This window comes from Citrobacter sp. RHBSTW-01013, assembly GCF_013781985.1.
Classification (GTDB): Bacteria; Pseudomonadota; Gammaproteobacteria; order Enterobacterales; family Enterobacteriaceae; genus Citrobacter; species Citrobacter braakii.
Map to the genome: position 1 here is coordinate 2,378,952 of NZ_CP056185.1, position 18,275 is coordinate 2,397,226.

General features: G+C 53.3%; 18 protein-coding genes. 11 read left to right on the forward strand and 7 right to left on the reverse strand.

Annotated features, from left to right (window positions below; genetic code table 11):
- Positions 1 to 207 precede the first annotated feature (207 nt).
- Positions 208 to 1,593 (forward strand): diaminobutyrate--2-oxoglutarate transaminase, encoded by a 1,386-nt coding sequence (locus HV350_RS11550; RefSeq protein WP_019076946.1) that lies wholly within the window; start codon positions 208 to 210, stop codon positions 1,591 to 1,593.
- Between the two features lie 6 nt (positions 1,594 to 1,599).
- Positions 1,600 to 3,072: an aspartate aminotransferase family protein gene (locus HV350_RS11555; RefSeq protein WP_181630515.1), complete on the forward strand. Its 1,473-nt coding sequence runs from the start codon at positions 1,600 to 1,602 to the stop codon at positions 3,070 to 3,072.
- Between the two features lie 97 nt (positions 3,073 to 3,169).
- On the opposite strand, the gene dauA is transcribed toward HV350_RS11555, so the two are convergent.
- The 4 genes from dauA to lolB all read right to left on the reverse strand — a co-directional run bounded on the left by dauA (position 3,170) and on the right by lolB (position 7,613).
- Positions 3,170 to 4,825: a C4-dicarboxylic acid transporter DauA gene (dauA, locus tag HV350_RS11560; protein WP_249418040.1), complete on the reverse strand. Its 1,656-nt coding sequence runs from the start codon at positions 4,823 to 4,825 to the stop codon at positions 3,170 to 3,172.
- A gap of 151 nt (positions 4,826 to 4,976) precedes the next feature.
- A complete protein-coding gene (gene prs, locus HV350_RS11565) occupies positions 4,977 to 5,924 on the reverse strand; it encodes a ribose-phosphate diphosphokinase (RefSeq protein WP_001518537.1) in 948 nt (315 codons plus the stop codon).
- Between the two features lie 217 nt (positions 5,925 to 6,141).
- The gene (ispE, locus tag HV350_RS11570) at positions 6,142 to 6,993 is read right to left on the reverse strand and encodes a 4-(cytidine 5'-diphospho)-2-C-methyl-D-erythritol kinase (protein ID WP_181630518.1); all 852 of its coding nucleotides are present in this window, start codon (positions 6,991 to 6,993) and stop codon (positions 6,142 to 6,144) included.
- Positions 6,990 to 7,613: a lipoprotein insertase outer membrane protein LolB gene (gene lolB / locus HV350_RS11575; RefSeq protein ID WP_047358971.1), complete on the reverse strand. Its 624-nt coding sequence runs from the start codon at positions 7,611 to 7,613 to the stop codon at positions 6,990 to 6,992. Before lolB ends, ispE begins: the two co-directional genes overlap by 4 nt.
- Positions 7,614 to 7,824: 211 nt before the next feature.
- Between lolB and hemA the strand changes: the two genes are divergently transcribed.
- The 6 genes from hemA to kdsA are packed head-to-tail and all read left to right on the forward strand — an operon-like array spanning position 7,825 to position 13,129.
- Positions 7,825 to 9,081 (forward strand): glutamyl-tRNA reductase, encoded by a 1,257-nt coding sequence (gene hemA / locus HV350_RS11580; protein WP_016153294.1) that lies wholly within the window; start codon positions 7,825 to 7,827, stop codon positions 9,079 to 9,081.
- 41 nt (positions 9,082 to 9,122) lie between these two features.
- Positions 9,123 to 10,205 (forward strand): peptide chain release factor 1, encoded by a 1,083-nt coding sequence (gene prfA / locus HV350_RS11585; RefSeq protein ID WP_016153293.1) that lies wholly within the window; start codon positions 9,123 to 9,125, stop codon positions 10,203 to 10,205.
- A complete protein-coding gene (gene prmC, locus HV350_RS11590; RefSeq protein WP_016156740.1) occupies positions 10,205 to 11,038 on the forward strand; it encodes a peptide chain release factor N(5)-glutamine methyltransferase in 834 nt (277 codons plus the stop codon). The genes prfA and prmC overlap by 1 nt, the downstream gene beginning before the upstream one ends.
- The gene (sirB2, locus tag HV350_RS11595) at positions 11,035 to 11,427 is read left to right on the forward strand and encodes an invasion regulator SirB2 (RefSeq protein ID WP_181630520.1); all 393 of its coding nucleotides are present in this window, start codon (positions 11,035 to 11,037) and stop codon (positions 11,425 to 11,427) included. The genes prmC and sirB2 overlap by 4 nt, the downstream gene beginning before the upstream one ends.
- A gap of 2 nt (positions 11,428 to 11,429) precedes the next feature.
- Positions 11,430 to 12,239 (forward strand): invasion regulator SirB1, encoded by an 810-nt coding sequence (gene sirB1 / locus HV350_RS11600; RefSeq protein ID WP_003020775.1) that lies wholly within the window; start codon positions 11,430 to 11,432, stop codon positions 12,237 to 12,239.
- 35 nt (positions 12,240 to 12,274) lie between these two features.
- Positions 12,275 to 13,129, forward strand: a complete 855-nt coding sequence (gene kdsA / locus HV350_RS11605) for a 3-deoxy-8-phosphooctulonate synthase (protein ID WP_016156739.1) — start codon at positions 12,275 to 12,277, stop codon at positions 13,127 to 13,129.
- A 152-nt stretch (positions 13,130 to 13,281) separates the two neighbouring features.
- Here the strand turns inward: kdsA and chaA are convergent, their stop codons facing one another.
- The gene (chaA, locus tag HV350_RS11610; protein ID WP_049269389.1) at positions 13,282 to 14,382 is read right to left on the reverse strand and encodes a sodium-potassium/proton antiporter ChaA; all 1,101 of its coding nucleotides are present in this window, start codon (positions 14,380 to 14,382) and stop codon (positions 13,282 to 13,284) included.
- 275 nt (positions 14,383 to 14,657) lie between these two features.
- Between chaA and chaB the strand changes: the two genes are divergently transcribed.
- Positions 14,658 to 14,888, forward strand: a complete 231-nt coding sequence (chaB, locus tag HV350_RS11615; protein WP_016153288.1) for a putative cation transport regulator ChaB — start codon at positions 14,658 to 14,660, stop codon at positions 14,886 to 14,888.
- Positions 14,889 to 15,084: 196 nt separating this feature from the next.
- Positions 15,085 to 15,780 (forward strand): gamma-glutamylcyclotransferase, encoded by a 696-nt coding sequence (locus HV350_RS11620; protein WP_095715907.1) that lies wholly within the window; start codon positions 15,085 to 15,087, stop codon positions 15,778 to 15,780.
- 54 nt (positions 15,781 to 15,834) lie between these two features.
- Here the strand turns inward: HV350_RS11620 and HV350_RS11625 are convergent, their stop codons facing one another.
- On the reverse strand, positions 15,835 to 16,080 hold the full coding sequence (locus HV350_RS11625; RefSeq protein ID WP_003833405.1) for a DUF1883 domain-containing protein: 246 nt from the start codon (positions 16,078 to 16,080) through the stop codon (positions 15,835 to 15,837).
- Between the two features lie 262 nt (positions 16,081 to 16,342).
- On the reverse strand, positions 16,343 to 16,696 hold the full coding sequence (locus HV350_RS11630; protein WP_181630522.1) for a DsrE/DsrF/TusD sulfur relay family protein: 354 nt from the start codon (positions 16,694 to 16,696) through the stop codon (positions 16,343 to 16,345).
- 175 nt (positions 16,697 to 16,871) lie between these two features.
- On the opposite strand from HV350_RS11630, the gene HV350_RS11635 reads away from it, so the two are divergent.
- A complete protein-coding gene (locus HV350_RS11635) occupies positions 16,872 to 18,257 on the forward strand; it encodes a YchO/YchP family invasin (protein WP_181630524.1) in 1,386 nt (461 codons plus the stop codon).
- Positions 18,258 to 18,275 lie beyond the last annotated feature (18 nt).

The window sequence follows — 18,275 nt, forward strand, 5'->3', positions numbered from 1 at the left end:
TAAATAGATATATTTCTTTAGGATTTCGTAATGAAGGGTGGCTGTTACACTTTGAATTATAAAGAAAAAATACCTGCTAAATGTGTTGAAAAATAAATGATTGAGTCCAGGGCTAAAACAACATATATTAGCCGCGCTTTTTTACAGGTAACCCTTATAACCATTTATTCAATCAGGCGTTAATCTACACCTGGTTGTAGGAGTGATATGATGACGGATAAAGTCCGTATTGATACTTTAAGTGCTAATTCATTACCACAGAGCAATGATACCTTTTTAGCAAGACAGGCTGAGTTTGAATCTAATGTCCGCAGCTATCCACGTAAACTGCCATTAGCGATTGCTAAAGCGCAGGGCGTCTGGATTACTGACGTAGAAAATAATCAATATCTTGATTGCCTGGCAGGTGCCGGAACCTTGGCGCTTGGTCATAATCATCCTGAAGTGCTGCAGAGCATTCAAAGTGTCATCACAAGCGGCTTACCGTTACATACGCTTGACCTTACCACACCGTTAAAAGATGAATTCTCATCGTATTTACTTTCTTTATTACCGGGCCAGGGCAAAGAGTATTGCCTGCAGTTCACCGGGCCGTCCGGTGCCGATGCCGTTGAAGCGGCGCTGAAGCTGGCGAAGAAAGTTACCGGCCGTTCCAGCATCATCAGCTTCTCCGGTGGCTACCACGGGATGACCCACGGCGCGCTGTCCGTGACCGGCAACCTGTCGCCGAAAGAAGCCGTCAGCAACATGATGGCGGAAGTGCAGTTTATGCCGTATCCGCATCAGTACCGTTGCCCGCTGGGTATCGGCGGCGACGCTGGCGTCAAAGCATTGACCTACTACTTCGAAAACCTGATCAACGACGTTGAGAGCGGCGTGCGTAAACCGGCTGCCGTGATCCTCGAAGCGGTGCAGGGTGAGGGCGGGGTAAACCCGGCTCCGATCGAGTGGCTGCAGCGTATTCGTAAAGTGACCCAGGAACACGGCATTCTGCTGATTATCGATGAAGTTCAGGCAGGCTTCGCGCGCACGGGTAAACTGTTCGCCTTCGAACACGCCGGTATTGAGCCGGATATCATCGTGATGTCCAAAGCGGTTGGCGGCGGTCTGCCACTGGCGGTACTGGGCATTAAAAAGCAGTTCGATGCTTGGGCCCCGGGCCATCACACTGGCACCTTCCGCGGCAACCAACTGGCGATGGCGACCGGTCTGACAACGCTGAAAATCCTCAAAGACGACAAGATTGCCGATAAAGTTGCTGCCCAGGGCGAGTGGCTGAAAGGCAAACTGACTGACCTGCAGAAACGTTACCCGGTTATCGGCCAGGTACGTGGTCTGGGCCTGATGATTGGTCTGGAAATCGTTAAGCCGAACGAAGCGCAGGATCACATGGGCTGCTACCCGGCCGATGGCGAGCTTTCCGCGCTGCTGCAGAAAAAATGTTTCGAAAACGGCCTGATTCTTGAGCGTGGCGGCCGTAACGGTTGCGTACTGCGTCTGCTGCCGTCTCTGTTGATCACCAACGCAGAGCTGGAGATTTTCCTCGATAAATTCGAAAATGCCCTGCTGGGCGCTGGCGTGAAGCCGGTTTAAACGGAGTTGGATCGAATGTCAGACGTAAATCCGATTCTGTCCGGCTCGGCACAAAGCATCGCTGCCTACCAGGACGCTATCGAGCAGAGTACGCAAGCGGTCGTTGAATGGTTGAAGCAACCTGAGATGTATCAGGGCAAAACCGTTGAGCAACTGCGCGAACGTATCAACCTGAATTTTACGTCTCAGGGCCTGGGCAATCAGGCCGCTATTGAGCGTGCGGTTGAATACTTTCTGAAAGACAGCTTGTTGGTTCACCATGCGCAGTGCGTGGCGCACCTGCACTGCCCGAGCCTGGTGATTAGCCAGGCGGCAGAAGTGCTGATCAACGCCACCAACCAGAGTATGGACTCCTGGGATCAGAGCCCGTCGGCGACCATCATTGAGATCAAACTGATCGAATGGTTGCGTGAGCAGGTGGGCTATGCGGCAGGCGACGCGGGCGTGTTCACTAGCGGCGGCACCCAGAGCAACCTGATGGGCCTGATGCTGGCGCGCGACGCCTTCTTTGCCCGCCAGGGGCATTCCATTCAGCAGAATGGTCTGACCGGCGACCTGAGCAAAATCAAAGTATTTTGCTCTGAAAGCGCGCACTTCTCTGTGCAGAAGAACATGGCGCTGATGGGGCTGGGTTACCGTTCCGTCACCCAGGTGAAGACCGATGCGTTCTCACGCATGGATCTGGCTGACCTGAAAGACAAGCTGGCCCAGGCGAAAGCCAACGGCGAACAGGTGATGGCGATTGTCGCCACTGCTGGTACTACCGATGCGGGTGCGATCGACCCGTTAGCGGACATTGCGGCGCTGGCGGCAGAACACCAGATCTGGATGCATGTGGATGCAGCATGGGGCGGGGCGTTACTGCTTTCTGAGCAGTATCGTCACTTCCTGAACGGCCTTGAACTGGCGGATTCCGTGACGCTGGACTTCCACAAACAGTTCTTCCAGACCATCAGCTGCGGCGCGTTCCTGCTGAAAGACGCGCGTCATTACGAGCTGATGCGTTACCAGGCGGCGTACCTGAACTCTGATTTTGATGAAGAGGCGGGCGTACCGAATCTGGTGTCGAAATCGCTGCAGACCACGCGCCGTTTTGACGCGCTGAAGCTGTGGATGGGTCTCGAAGCGCTGGGCAAAAAGCAGTATGCCGAAATCATTGATAACGGCGTAACGCTGGCGCGTGATGTGGCTGCGTTTGTGAAAACTCAGCCACACCTGGAACTGGTGATGGAGCCGCAGCTGGCAAGCGTGCTGTTCCGTTTCCGTCCGCACAGTGACGACATGGCGTTCGTTGGGCTGTTGAACCAGCGTATTGGCGACGTTCTGCTGGCTTCTGGTAGCGCCAATGTGGGCGTGACCGAAGCAGATGGCGTAACCTGCCTGAAGCTGACGCTGCTGAACCCAACGGTGTGTCTGGAGGATGTCAAAGTCCTGCTGGCAAGCGTGAAAGTGACAGCTGAGCAACTGCTGAACGCGTAAGCAATAAGCTGATTATAAAAATGGCTCCCACACACGGGAGCCATTTTTTTGCCTGTCATTTGTAGTCCGGCGGCGCTTCGCCTGGCTGGGCTACACGTCAGCTGATATCTGCCAGCGCGGCGTCTTTATTCGGGAAGAACGTCAGGCGTCCGGCAACCGGCTGAATGCCCGCGCGCGCCATGGTACGTAACGGCTGGAATTCCAGATTACTGATCCGCAGTTCACACCCTTCCGGGAGGCGTTTTACAAAACGCTGGAAAGCGTCCAGACCACCGGCATCCAGTACCGGGACCGCGTCCCACTTCAAGACCACAATACGTTTACCTGCAATACGCGATTCGAGATCGGTAAATAATCCCTCCGCAGCGGCAAAGAAAAGTGGGCCAATAACGCGCAGCACCAGCACATCGTCAGGTACGTCTACGTTGACCGGCGCCAGACGCGTCATGCGCGCGATACGACGCATAAACAGCAGGGAGGCGAGAACGATACCGACGCTGATGGCGATCATCATGTCGAATAGCACCGTCAGCGACATACACATAAGCATGACAATGATGTCGTCTTTTGGCGCATGACGCAGCAGATCCACCACTTTATGCGCTTCACTCATGTTCCATGCCACCATCAGCAGCAGGGCGGCCATGGCGGAAAGCGGTAACCAGGAAAGCAGCGGCGCAAGCACCAGCAGGGCAAGGATCACCAGAATCGCGTGGATGACCGCTGAAATTGGTGAGGTCGCCCCGGCGCGGACGTTTGCCGCAGAACGGGCAATTGCCGCCGTGGCGGTGATACCACCGAAGAACGGTGCCACGATGTTACCCAGGCCCTGGCCAATCAGCTCACTGTTGGCTTTATGCTTGGTGCCGGTCATCCCATCGAGCACGACGGCGCACAGTAGAGATTCAATCGCCCCGAGCATCGCCATGGAGAAGGCGGCCGGTAACAGCGCCTGTAACGAACTCCAGCTCAGGGTAAAGTTTGACTCCGGCATGTCCCACGGTAATACCAGTTGCGGCAGCAACTGCGGGATGCCGTTACCCTGCGAGCCATCAGCCAGAATGTAGTGGAACTGAGAACCGATGGTGGCGACATGGCCGCCGGTCAGGTTCACAATCCCCATTACCGCACAGCCTGCCAGCAGTGCTGGAAGATGGCCCGGCAGTCGGATCCCCAGACGCGGCCAGAAAATCAGGATCCCCAGCGTCACCACGCCAATTGCGGCATCGCCAACGTTGAGGGTTGGCAGGGCCATAAACAGCGCGCCGACCTTTTGCAGGTAGTGCTCCGGGACATGGGCCATTTGCAGACCGAGAAAATCTTTAATCTGCATGGTACCGATGGTGATACCAATACCCGATGTAAAACCTAACGTAACGGATACCGGGATATATTCGATCAGGCGACCAAAACGGGCGAGGCCGAAAAGGATCAGGAATATCCCGGACATTAGCGTTGCGACCAGCAGGCCTGCCAGCCCAAACTGTTGCGACACCGGATACAGAATCACCACGAAGGCGGCAGTTGGTCCAGATACGCTAAAACGTGAACCCCCGGTAAGGGCGATAACAATCCCAGCCACGGCTGAGGTATACAAGCCGTACTGCGGCGCCACGCCACTGCCTATTGCCAGGGCCATCGCCAGCGGAATGGCAATGATCCCAACGGTTATCCCGGCGATCAGGTCGCGGGTAAAGCGAGAAGCGGTATATTTTTCTTTCCAACAAGCGTCGATGAGGGCGCGGAAAGGCATCACATGTGAGGAAAATAATCTGTTCACAATAATGTTTCATCCATGAGCGCATCATCTGTCAACTAAATGGCAGGTGAAGGAGGCATAAGTCATACAAATAGATGTTGCAGATAAAAAAACCCGCCGCAGCGGGTTTTTGAGCCGGGCTCGATTAATGCTCGAACATAGCAGAGATGGATTCTTCGTTGCTGATACGACGAATCGCTTCGGCCAGCATACCCGACAGGGTCAATGTACGCACGTTTGGCAGTGCTTTGATTTCGTCAGTCAGTGGAATAGTGTCACAGACAACGACTTCATCAATCACTGAATTGCGCAGGTTGTTTGCCGCATTACCTGAGAAGATCGGGTGGGTAGCGTAAGCAAATACGCGTTTTGCACCACGTTCTTTCAGTGCTTCTGCTGCTTTACACAGCGTACCGCCGGTATCGATCATATCATCAACCAGCACGCAGTCACGACCTGCAACGTCACCAATAATGTGCATCACCTGAGAAACGTTCGCGCGCGGGCGTCGTTTGTCGATGATAGCCATGTCGGTATCGTTCAGCAGTTTAGCGATAGCGCGGGCACGCACGACGCCACCGATGTCCGGAGAAACCACAATCGGGTTGTCCAGATTCAGCTGCAGCATGTCTTCTAACAGGATCGGGCTACCGAATACGTTATCAACCGGTACGTCAAAGAAGCCCTGGATCTGTTCAGCATGCAGGTCAACGGTGAGGACGCGGTCAACGCCAACGCTGGACAGGAAATCAGCGACGACTTTAGCAGTAATCGGTACACGAGCGGAACGTACGCGACGATCCTGACGTGCATAGCCGAAGTAAGGAATAACGGCGGTGATACGGCCTGCGGAAGCACGGCGCAGCGCATCAACCATAACGACCAATTCCATCAGGTTGTCGTTAGTAGGGGCACAAGTGGACTGGATGATGAAAATATCACCACCGCGTACATTTTCATTAATTTGTACGCTGACTTCGCCGTCGCTAAAGCGACCTACAGCGGCGTCGCCGAGTGAAGTGTACAGGCGGTTGGCAATACGTTGTGCTAGTTCCGGGGTGGCGTTACCAGCAAAAAGCTTCATATCAGGCACGAGAAGAACCTCAGGCATGCGTCCATTGGTGGAAAGAATCTGCCGAAAACTGTGCGGGCCAGGCAGTATCCTCTCCATGCGGTGTATTAAAGAGCGCGATGCAACGTCTGGAACAGGGTGACGTTGTCACCGCAACTCAGCTTGCCCGGCTTACTCGTCATCTTTCACGTTTCATGTGTGCTGGCATATTTCGCCATCTTCCTGAAACCCGAATGATTTAGAGTAACGCTCTGTGCAATGGGGAGAGGTTGACACCTTTCGCCACAAAGCCTTTGAGCCATTCCGGGGCTTGCTCAAGCACCTGGCGAGCACGAGACTCAGTGTCAAATTCAGCAAAGACACAAGCCCCTGTACCAGTCAGGCGCGACGGCGCGTATTCTAACAGCCAGGAAAGCGCCGCATCAACCTCGCGAAAACGTTTTCTTGCGATAACCTCGCAATCATTGCTGAATTCACATTTTAGTAACGTTTTTATTGACCTTTTTGGCGTGTTGCGCGGGAGGTCGGGATCTTTAAAAATCACCGGCGTCGGAATACTGACTCCCGGGTGGGCGACCAGATACCATTTTTCCTCTGGCTCGACCGGGGTCAGAATTTCACCTACGCCTTCAGCAAAGGCCGCATGGCCGCGCACGAATACGGGAACGTCCGCCCCCAGCGTTAAGCCGAGTCCTGCCAGTTCATCAACCGAAAGTCCGCACTGCCAAAGGTGATTCAGCGCCACCAGGACGGTAGCTGCATTAGACGAACCTCCGCCAAGACCGCCGCCCATCGGCAGGCGTTTTTCGATACTGATATCGGCGCCGCTCCCTTTGGGAAGGCGATTGCTTTCAGACGCCGCCTTCATCAGCAAGCGCGCCGCACGGACAATGAGATTGTCTTCATGTGCAACGCCTTCCACCGGCGTTAACAGGCGGATTTCTCCGTCGCTACGCAGTGCGATACCTATCGTATCGCCATAATCAAGAAACTGGAATAGCGTCTGCAAGGTGTGATAACCGTCCGCACGCTGCCCGGTGATGTATAAAAACAGATTCAGTTTTGCCGGAGAGGGCCAGTGGGTCATCATTTCACAATCCAGTTATCCATTTTCAGCTTAATACGCTGATCGCCGTCGGACAGTTCCATGTTTGCCGGCATCGCAGGCTTAATTTTGCTGTCGTAGGCGCTATAGACCACTTTCCAGTTTTTACCGTCTTTGCTGTAGTTCACTTCACTCAGACGATACTGGTCGTCGAGTTTGTAATCGCTGGCGTCTCCCGGCAGGCCAAGGATCCACTGGCGCAGGCTGTTCAATGGAATAGGCATGCCGGTCAACTTACCAATCATCTCTTCGGCGTCGTCAGCGGTGTAGTGCTTGCCTTTGTTATCGACAAGTTCGACGTTGCCCGGCTGGGCATTGAGTTCCAGTTCAGTGCTGCCCAGGGGATTGGTCAGCAGGAGACGGTAGCGATCCTGTCCGGTTTGTTGCCAGAAAAAGCGGGCATAGACTTTCTGTTGATCGGAAATATACGCAAACGCACCGCGCGTCTGATATTGGTTCAGGGCGCGTACTTCCTGCTGGTGCTGGCGCCACTGTGGAGAGTCAGGGCTTTTGCCGGGACCTTTCGGCGCGTTGAGCGTACAGGCGGTAAGAGCCAGGGCCGCCAACGGCAGCAGGCGAATCAGGCGAAAATCAGGCAGGGTCATAATGATGACAAATCCTTGAGATACGTTGCAGTTATAACTCTTAATGCTAGCGCCGCCATCATACATCGTCTACGTTCAAGTTATCTTAAATCGCTCAAATTTGTGCACTAAGCTATTACTCCAAAAGGGGGCAGTCTCTTTTATTGACCGCACGCATCCTGTATGATGCACCCAGTCTAACCTTATCAACGCTGGTACTATTCCCGCACACATGACCCTTTTAGCGCTTGGTATTAACCATAAAACGGCACCTGTATCGCTGCGAGAACGCGTAACGTTTTCGCCGGATACGCTCGATCAGGCGCTGGACAGCCTGCTTGCGCAGCCAATGGTGCAGGGCGGGGTGGTGCTGTCGACGTGTAACCGTACGGAACTGTATCTCAGCGTTGAAGAGCAGGATAACCTGCAAGAAGCGCTGGTTCGCTGGCTGTGCGATTACCATAATCTTAATGAAGAAGACTTGCGCAATAGCCTGTACTGGCACCAGGACAACGACGCCGTCAGTCATTTGATGCGTGTTGCCAGCGGTCTGGATTCGCTGGTGCTTGGTGAACCGCAGATTCTGGGGCAGGTGAAAAAAGCTTTTGCGGATTCGCAAAAAGGTCACCTGAACGCCAGTGCGCTGGAACGCATGTTCCAGAAATCATTCTCTGTCGCTAAACGTGTACGTACAGAAACAGACATCGGTGCCAGCGCCGTGTCCGTGGCTTTTGCCGCCTGTACGCTGGCGCGGCAAATATTTGAATCGCTCTCCACGGTGACCGTGCTGTTAGTGGGCGCAGGCGAAACCATTGAGCTGGTGGCGCGACACCTGCGTGAGCATCAAGTGAAGAAGATGATCATCGCCAACCGTACCCGCGAGCGTGCGCAGGTGCTGGCGGATGAAGTCGGCGCCGAAGTGATTTCGCTGAGTGATATCGACGCGCGTTTACAGGATGCCGATATTATTATCAGTTCTACCGCCAGCCCGCTGCCGATTATCGGCAAAGGAATGGTGGAGCGCGCGCTTAAAAATCGCCGTAATCAACCTATGCTGCTGGTGGATATCGCCGTACCGCGCGATGTCGAGCCGGAAGTGGGTAAGTTGTCCAACGCCTATCTGTACAGCGTTGACGACCTGCAAAGCATCATTTCGCATAACCTGGCCCAGCGCAAAGCGGCGGCCGTGGAAGCCGAAACCATTGTGGCGCAGGAAACCAGCGAATTTATGGCCTGGCTACGCGCTCAGGGCGCAAGTGAAACTATCCGCGAGTATCGCAGTCAGTCAGAACAGATCCGTGATGAACTGACCGCCAAAGCGTTGGCCGCTCTTCAACAGGGTGGTGATGCGCAAGCCATTATGCAGGATCTGGCCTGGAAACTGACCAACCGCTTGATCCATGCACCAACCAAATCACTTCAACAGGCCGCCCGTGACGGGGATAGTGAACGCCTGAATATTCTGCGCGACAGCCTCGGGCTGGAGTAGCAGCACACCAATCTTATTTTTTACAGGGTGCATTTACGCCTATGAAGCCTTCTATCGTTGCCAAACTGGAAGCCCTGCATGAACGCCATGAAGAAGTTCAGGCGCTGCTCGGGGATGCGGGTACTATCGCAGACCAGGAACGCTTTCGTGCACTGTCGCGCGAATATGCGCAATTAAGCGATGTATCTCGCTGTTTTACGGACTGGCAACAGGTTCAGGAAGATATCGAGACGGCTCAGATGATGCTCGACGATCCTGAAATGCGTGAAATGGCGCAGGATGAACTGCGTGAAGCAAAAGATAAATGCGAGCAGCTGGAGCAACATCTGCAGGTTCTGCTGTTGCCTAAAGATCCTGATGACGAACGTAACGCCTTCCTCGAAGTGCGTGCGGGAACCGGTGGTGATGAGGCCGCGCTGTTTGCCGGCGATCTGTTCCGCATGTACAGCCGTTACGCTGAATCGCGTCGCTGGCGGGTAGAGATCATGAGCGCCAGCGAAGGCGAACATGGCGGGTTTAAAGAAGTCATTGCCAAAATTAGCGGCGAAGGCGTGTACGGTCGACTGAAATTTGAGTCCGGTGGGCATCGCGTGCAGCGCGTACCTGCGACGGAGTCACAGGGCCGTATTCACACTTCTGCCTGTACGGTCGCGGTCATGCCGGAACTGCCGGATGCCGAACTGCCGGACATCAACCCGGCCGATCTGCGTATTGATACCTTCCGCTCATCAGGCGCAGGGGGGCAGCACGTTAACACCACCGACTCCGCAATCCGTATTACCCACTTGCCGACCGGTATCGTAGTGGAATGCCAGGACGAACGTTCGCAGCATAAAAACAAAGCGAAAGCGATGTCGGTGCTGGGGGCGCGAATTCGAGCCGCCGAAGTGGCAAGACGTCAACAGGCAGAAGCCTCTGAGCGTCGCAATCTGTTGGGCAGTGGCGATCGCAGCGATCGCAACCGTACCTATAATTTCCCGCAGGGTCGCGTGACCGATCACCGCATTAACCTGACGCTCTACCGTCTGGATGAAGCGATGGAAGGCAAACTGGATATGCTCATTGAGCCAATTGTCCAGGAATACCAGGCCGACCAACTGGCGGCGTTGTCCGAGCAGGATTAATGGATTATCAGCACTGGCTGCGTGAAGCGATAAGCCAATTACAGGCAAGTGAAAGCCCGCGCCGTGACGCCGAGATTTTGCTCGAGTTTGTTACCGGTAAGGGACGCACCTTTATTTTGGCTTTCGGTGAAACGGTGTTAACCGAGGCGCAGCGTCAACAGCTCGACACATTACTGGAGCGCCGTCAGCGGGGTGAGCCGGTGGCGCATTTAACCGGCGTGCGGGAGTTCTGGTCACTGCCGCTGTTTGTGTCTCCGGCTACGCTTATTCCTCGTCCGGATACAGAGTGTCTGGTGGAACAGGCGCTGGCTCGCCTGCCGGCCTCAGCATGCCGCATTCTCGATTTGGGAACCGGCACGGGCGCCATTGCGCTGGCGCTGGCAACCGAACGTCCGGATTGCGCAGTAACGGCGGTTGACCGCATGCCGGATGCCGTTGCGCTGGCCACTCGCAACAAACAGCATCTGGGCATCGACAATGTTTGCGTGCTGCAAAGCAACTGGTTCAGCGCTTTGCAGGGACAGCAGTTTGACATGATTGTCAGCAATCCACCGTATATCGACGAACAGGATCCGCACCTGGCGCAAGGCGATGTACGCTTTGAACCTCTGTCGGCACTGGTGGCGGGCGATCGGGGGCTGGCGGATATTGTGCATATCATTGACCAGTCTCAGCGCGTGTTAACGCCCGGCGGCTATCTGTTGCTGGAACATGGCTGGCAGCAGGGGCAGGCCGTCCGGGACGTCTTTACTCGTGCGGGTTACCAGGCGGTTGAAACCTGCCGTGATTATGGCGGCAACGAGCGAATTACGCTTGGACGCATCCCATCATGAGTACCTTCAGTGTGTTACTCAACATTCATCTCATCAGTATTGCGCTTTCCGTTGGCTTGCTGACGCTGCGTTTTTGGTGGCGTTACACCGACTCGCGTCTTGCCTGCGCACGCTGGACGCGCATTGTGCCACCCGTTGTGGATACCGTTTTATTACTCAGCGGCGTGGCGCTAATGGTTAAAGCGCACATCCTGCCATTCACTGAGCACGGGACATGGCTGACTGAAAAGCTGTTTGGGGTTAACATTTACATCGTTTTGGGTTTTATTGCGCTCGATTATCGTCGGGCGCGCAGTCAGCAGGCGCGATTAGTCGCCTTTCCGCTGGCGCTGGTGGCGCTGTACATCATCATTAAACTCGCCACCACAAAAATACCGTTACTGGGGTAAGCATGAGGTCGTTAGCTGATTTCGAATTTAATAAAGCGCCATTGTGTGATGGGATGATCCTGGCGTCGGAGTCTATCCGTCTGGATTTTCCAACACAAACTGTCTATGACGAACTGGAACGTCTGGTCAGTCTGGCGCAAGAAGAAATTAGCCAGCTCCTGTCTCAGGATGAGCAACTGGAAAAACTGCTGGCACTTTTTTACGGCGAATGGGGATTTACGGATACCCACGGCGTCTATCGTCTTTCTGATGCACTCTGGCTTGACCAGGTACTGAAAAATCGGCAGGGCAGCGCCGTGTCTCTGGGGGCGATCTTATTGTGGATTGCCAACAGACTGGAGCTGCCGCTGGTACCGGTGATTTTCCCGACGCAACTGATCCTTCGTATTGAGTCGCTCGATGGTGAAATGTGGCTAATCAATCCATTCAATGGCGAAACGTTAAATGAGCACACGCTGGAAGTGTGGTTGAAGGGGAACATCAGCCCGGTCGCGGAGCTGTTTAACGAAGACCTGGATGAGGCGGATAACGCGGAAGTGATCCGCAAACTGCTCGACACGCTGAAATCATCACTGATGGAAGAGCGGCAAATGGAGCTGGCGCTGCGTGCCAGTGAAGCACTATTGCAGTTTAATCCTGAAGATCCGTATGAAATTCGCGATCGTGGTTTAATATACGCGCAGCTCGAGTGCGAACATGTTGCGCTGACAGATTTAAGTTATTTCGTTGAACAGTGTCCGGAAGACCCGATCAGCGAAATGATTCGTGCGCAAATTAATACTATTTCGCACAAACAAATTGTATTGCATTGATTAATCACACTTTACCTACCGTTTAAGGCGATCCTATGAAACAAAAAGTGGTTAGCATTGGCGACATCAACGTGGCAAATGACCTGCCGTTCGTGCTGTTTGGCGGAATGAACGTGCTGGAATCCCGCGATCTGGCGATGCGCATTTGTGAGCACTACGTAACTGTTACTCAAAAGCTGGGTATCCCTTACGTGTTTAAAGCCTCCTTTGATAAAGCCAACCGTTCTTCCATCCACTCTTACCGTGGACCGGGCCTTGAAGAAGGGATGAAAATCTTCCAGGAACTGAAACAGACTTTTGGCGTAAAAGTGATCACCGACGTTCACGAAGCCAGCCAGGCACAGCCTGTTGCTGATGTGGTGGATGTGATTCAGCTTCCGGCATTCCTTGCTCGTCAGACCGATCTGGTGGAAGCAATGGCGAAAACCGGTGCCGTAATCAACGTGAAGAAACCGCAGTTCATCAGCCCGGCTCAGATGGGCAACATCGTGGATAAATTCCATGAAGGCGGCAACGATAAGGTTATTCTGTGCGACCGTGGTGCGAACTTTGGTTATGACAACCTGGTTGTGGACATGCTGGGCTTCAGCGTGATGAAGAAAGTCTCCGGCAACTCACCGGTGATTTTTGACGTTACCCATGCGTTGCAGTGCCGCGATCCGTTTGGCGCAGCAAGCGGTGGTCGTCGTGCGCAGGTTACCGAACTGGCGCGTGCCGGTATGGCGGTTGGTCTGGCAGGTCTGTTTATTGAAGCGCATCCGGATCCAGCCAATGCGAAATGCGATGGCCCATCCGCGCTGCCGCTGGCGAAGCTGGAACAGTTCCTGACGCAGATTAAAGCGATTGATGACCTGGTGAAAAGCTTCGACGAGCTGGATACCGAGAACTAAGTGAGTGTGACAGGCCGGAGTTTCCCTCCGGCCTGCTATTTGAAAAGGGTATAAAGGTCGCCGTCAGGCACCAGACGCGCCATCGATTGTGTTATATCGACAGAAAAGAAAACGGCCCTGAAGCGGACCGTGGGGTACGTCTAAAATAATAATCAGGCAAATATTGTCATCAGATAGGCGATAAACAGTGCCAGATGCGCTGCACCGTTAAGCACATTGGTGCGTCCGGTGGAGAAAGAGATCTGACACAGAACCAGTGATGAAACCATCACAATCATCTCTGGCGCCCCCAGCGCAAACATCAAATCATTCCCGGTTGCCCATGCAATCAGCGTCACCACCGGTACGGTCAGCGAAATTGTGGCTAACACCGAACCGAAGAATAAATTCATTGCCCGCTGCACCTGATTGCTCAGAACCGCTTTCAGTGCGCCCAGTCCTTCAGGCGAGAGGATCAGTAACGCGACCAGGAAACCCGTAAATGCGACTGGCGCATTCAGTTCAGTCAGCAAGGTCTCAAGCGGGCTGGCGTTCATCTTGGTCACGGCGATAACAGCGATCAGATGAATGATAAGCCAGGCGGCGTGCCACATATTGCTGTGCGCTGACGGCTTACCGTGATGCGGGTCGTCGTCGTCACCCTCGTCTTCATGCTCGTAAATGAACAGACTTTGGTGCGTTTTAGTTTGAATCAGCAAAAATACGCCGTACATCGCCGCAGAAATTAACGCCACCAACAGCGCCTGCGCGGTAGTGAAATTTGCCCCCGGCAACGCCATCGGGAATACCAGTACAATAATGGCCAGTGGGAACAGGGCGATTAAATACTGCTTAATACCAAATAGGTTCATATACTGAGTGGCAAATTTACGGCCACCTAATAGTAATGAAAAACCGACCAGACCCCCGGTTACGATCATAATGATTGAATACAGCGTATCGCGCATGAGCGTAGGTGCGGCATCGCCGGTTGCCATTAATGCGGAGATTAAGCTGACTTCAAGAATAACAACGGACAAACTGAGGATCAGCGACCCGTAGGGTTCGCCAAGTCGATGCGCTAATACGTCCGCATGACGGACAACGCTGAATGCGCTGCTTAATATACCAATAAGGGCCAGCGCATTAATACCGATGACCACTGGTAGTGACTGACTGCTCCCCCAGAAGAACAGGACTACCAGCGCCAAAATCGGGAAGACGAGAGAGGTCTCCTTGTGGCGGGTTTTTACCGCCTCATGTGCTTGTGTCATTGCATTAATTCTCCATCTCTGCAGGTATTTATAATTATAAAAAGTATTAAAGAATGTAAAAAATAACAGAAAACGTGGTTTTGTAGGTGACATTTTACGAAATTTTACTACATCACCTGTTTTCCCTCTCAAAGCGGCCAAAAACAAATTTCTTGTTTATAGACTGTTTAATTAACAGAAGGTTAGGTAAAGAAAATTTCTAAAAATGTCCATTATTGGCGTCTCGCCGCATTGTTAACCACACTTAAGGTTTAGCCTAAAAAGAGGAGTTCACAATGCCCTATAAATCTAAAAGCGATCTGCCTGACAGCGTGCAGCACGTTCTGCCAGCCCATGCTCAGGACATTTATAAAGAAGCTTTCAACAGCGCCTGGGAACAGTATAAAGACAAATCTGACCGACGTGACGATGCCACCCGAGAAGAGACTGCACATAAGGTGGCGTGGGCCGCGGTTAAAAATGATTACCAAAAAGGTGATGATGGTAAATGGCATAAAAAGACGTAACAGTATCAATTATAATGCCTTTATAAACTCGCTTGCATCAGGCGTTAGCGAATCGTGCTACGCCGCGCGGTTACTGGCTTGCAAGCGAGCGGTGAATTGCCTATTGTCCAGCTATTGGTTTCAAAATGAGCAGTAAAAAAGCCCGGAAGGCGTCAAAAAAGTTGTCGCAGGGAAGCAGCAGTGGCGGAGGTGTAAGGTGTTAACGCGTGATTTTTTATTGAATGCCGACTGTAAGACGGCATTTGGTGCTATTGAAGAATCACTACTCTGGTCAGCGGAACAACGTGCAGCCTCACTGGCCGCCACGCTCGCTTGTCGACCAGATGATGGACCGGTGTGGATCTTCGGTTATGGATCGTTGATGTGGAACCCGGCCTTAGAGTTTGAAGAGTCCTGTACCGGCACATTAGTCGGCTGGCACCGTGCATTTTGTCTGCGCCTGACGGCGGGGCGAGGAACGGCGTGTCAGCCGGGACGCATGCTGGCCCTGAAAGAGGGCGGACGTACCACCGGTGTGGCCTACCGCTTGCCGGACGCGACGCTGGAACAAGAGCTTTCTCTGTTGTGGAAGCGAGAAATGATCACCGGATGCTATCTGCCGACCTGGTGCCAGCTGGCGCTTGATGACGGCCGTACGGTGAACGCGCTGGTGTTTATTATGGATCCGCGCCATCCGTTGTTTGAGTCAGACACGCGCGCGCAGGTGATCGCGCCGCTTATTGCCGCGGCCAGCGGACCTTTAGGCACTAATGCCCAGTATCTGTTCTCGCTGGAACAAGAGCTGGTCAAGCTGGGGATGCAGGATGATTGTCTTAATGATCTGGTGATCACGGTCAAACGATTGTTGGGAGAGAACCTGCCGGAAGGCGTTATGCGGCCAGGGTTTGCCTGAACCCGGCGTGGAATTGTATGCCCGAAAGCCAGGTGCTTTTCGGGCATGTCACGCTTAGGCTGCAATATAACTTATCGAATGCTCAAGCGACTGACTGTGGCTGTCGATCAGCACGTTCCAGACGCCAGTATAGGGCACGGTCAACCATGCGTTATCACGATCCTGCACGCTTAAGATGTCGGACTGCGTGTCTTTGACGTGATTTTTTTCGCTCATCAGATGGATGTGACAGCGCTCGGAACAGCGCACAACCACCGTATCGCCACCAAATAACTTTAAACTTGCCTTCACTAATGCCATTTTTCACCCCGTTCTTGAAAACAACGTACTTTCTGTCGAAAGTGCTGCGTGATGTTGTTCACATTTCACTCATTGCATAACACCAAAGGGGGAGCAACAGGATGCTGATTTTGATCAAAAAATGGCATAACGATTAAACAAAAGTGACAAAACACCTCAAAAGGGTTGAACGGGCGTGCTAACGTTCAACGAAACCGCGCCCATCAAATATTAAATCCGGAAATTATCGACACTTTCAGTGCGCTTGCCTGAAAACGGTGTATCAGAAGGTCAACACTTTATCTGCAGCCAGCGTCCATTGAGCCAGTTCTACCAGCGTGCCGACGGCCACTCCGTCAATTAACGGCAGCGCCGTGATCCCACGACTATCGGTGCAGGTTTTGCACAGTTTTACCGGAACATTTTGCGCAGTCAGGATCTCCAGCATTTGCTGAATATTGTAGCCTTCCGCGGGTTGCTGACCACGTAATCCTGCGGTTACGGCATCAGACATTAAAAACAGACGCAGGTCGAGAGCGGCTTCCTGTTCGCGCAGGGCGATAGCCAGACGTAGGCTGTTAAATAACGATTCGCTTCCATAAGCCGCTCCGTTCGCGACGATCACTATCTTTTGCATTTTTACTCCTGTTACTGCATGTGAGCGTAAATAACCGACACGTATGTTACACCTATTTCTCAATGCCAGGATAATGCCGAAAAAAGGGGGAGGGGCTGAAAATCAACGCTGAAAACGTTATGGTTTAAGATAAGTATGCCACTGTGGCTAATTGATGTAAGAAACCACTAACGATTTGAGCCGTATTATCTGTTCTTCTCTTGCTGTATTCGCACTCTTGCCGCTGGCAGGCGGTACTGCTAACGCGCAGTCGTCCTTTGTGCACCAGGCTGAAAACCCTTTCGATAACAATAGTGATGGCTTGCCCGATCTTGGTATGGCCCCGGAGTCGCGGGCAGGCGAAAAGCATTTTGCCGAAATGGTCAAAGCGTTTGGTGAAGCCAGCATGACTGATAACGGGCTTGATACCGGTGAACAGGCGAAGCAGTTCGCGTTTGGCCAGGTGCGTGATACGGTCAGCGAACAGGTGAATCAGCAACTGGAATCCTGGCTTTCTCCCTGGGGAAACGCCAGCATCGGGTTGCAGGTTGATAACGAAGGCAGTTTTACCGGGAGTCGGGGAAGCTGGTTTGTGCCGTGGCAGGACAATCAACGTTATCTTACCTGGAGCCAGCTAGGAGTGACGCAACAGGACGACGGCTTAGTCAGTAATGCGGGGATTGGGCAACGTTGGGTACGCGACGGTTGGTTACTGGGTTACAACACCTTTTATGACAACTTACTGGATGAAAATCTGCCCCGCGGAGGCCTCGGCGCGGAGGCATGGGGCGAATATTTGCGCTTATCCGCTAACTATTATCAACCGTTGTCTTCCTGGCAGGATCGTTTTGCAACCCAGCAACAACGGATGGCCCGCGGCTACGATCTGACCGCGCAAATGCGGATGCCGTTCTATCAACATCTCAATACCAGCGTCAGCGTGGAACAGTATTTTGGCGACCGGGTGGATCTATTTCATTCGGGAACCGGGTATCACAATCCGGTGGCGGTGAACCTCGGGCTGAGCTATACACCGGTGCCGCTGATCACGGTGACAGCGCAGCATAAGCAGGGTGAAAGCGGCATTAGCCAGAATAACCTCGGCTTAACGCTTAGTTACCGTTTTGGCGTGCCGTTAAAAAAACAGTTGATGGTCAGTGAGGTGGCGAACAGCCGTTCACTGCGCGGTAGTCGTTATGATGATCCGCAGCGTAACAATTTGCCGACGCTGGAGTATCGCCAGCGTAAAACGCTGTCGGTATTTTTGGCCACGCCGCCCTGGGATCTCAAACCGGGAGAGACGGTGGCGTTGAAGCTGCAGGTGCGTAGTTTGCATGGGATCCGCCACCTGACGTGGCAGGGCGATACTCAGGCGTTGAGCTTAACGGCCGGCAGCAATAACCGAAGCGCGCAGGGCTGGACGATTATTATGCCGAAGTGGGACAGCAGAGAAGGTGCGACGAACCGCTGGCGGTTGTCTGTGGTGGTAGAAGATGAGCAGGGCCAGCGTGTCTCTTCCAATGAGATCACGCTATCACTGACCGAACCGTTTACTAGCGTTTCGGAAAATGATCCTCGTTAACAATGACGCATGCGCGCG

Bases quoted from the DNA above. Each gene is read 5' to 3' on its own strand.
- HV350_RS11550 (WP_019076946.1), top strand. From the start codon at position 208: ATGATGACGGATAAAGTCCGTATTGATACTTTAAGTGCTAATTCATTA.
- dauA (WP_249418040.1), bottom strand. From the start codon at position 4,825: ATGCCTTTCCGCGCCCTCATCGACGCTTGTTGGAAAGAAAAATATACC.
- ispE (WP_181630518.1), bottom strand. From the start codon at position 6,993: ATGATGACCCACTGGCCCTCTCCGGCAAAACTGAATCTGTTTTTATAC.
- lolB (WP_047358971.1), bottom strand. From the start codon at position 7,613: ATGACCCTGCCTGATTTTCGCCTGATTCGCCTGCTGCCGTTGGCGGCC.
- hemA (WP_016153294.1), top strand. From the start codon at position 7,825: ATGACCCTTTTAGCGCTTGGTATTAACCATAAAACGGCACCTGTATCG.
- prfA (WP_016153293.1), top strand. From the start codon at position 9,123: ATGAAGCCTTCTATCGTTGCCAAACTGGAAGCCCTGCATGAACGCCAT.
- prmC (WP_016156740.1), top strand. From the start codon at position 10,205: ATGGATTATCAGCACTGGCTGCGTGAAGCGATAAGCCAATTACAGGCA.
- sirB2 (WP_181630520.1), top strand. From the start codon at position 11,035: ATGAGTACCTTCAGTGTGTTACTCAACATTCATCTCATCAGTATTGCG.
- sirB1 (WP_003020775.1), top strand. From the start codon at position 11,430: ATGAGGTCGTTAGCTGATTTCGAATTTAATAAAGCGCCATTGTGTGAT.
- kdsA (WP_016156739.1), top strand. From the start codon at position 12,275: ATGAAACAAAAAGTGGTTAGCATTGGCGACATCAACGTGGCAAATGAC.
- chaA (WP_049269389.1), bottom strand. From the start codon at position 14,382: ATGACACAAGCACATGAGGCGGTAAAAACCCGCCACAAGGAGACCTCT.
- chaB (WP_016153288.1), top strand. From the start codon at position 14,658: ATGCCCTATAAATCTAAAAGCGATCTGCCTGACAGCGTGCAGCACGTT.
- HV350_RS11625 (WP_003833405.1), bottom strand. From the start codon at position 16,080: ATGGCATTAGTGAAGGCAAGTTTAAAGTTATTTGGTGGCGATACGGTG.
- HV350_RS11630 (WP_181630522.1), bottom strand. From the start codon at position 16,696: ATGCAAAAGATAGTGATCGTCGCGAACGGAGCGGCTTATGGAAGCGAA.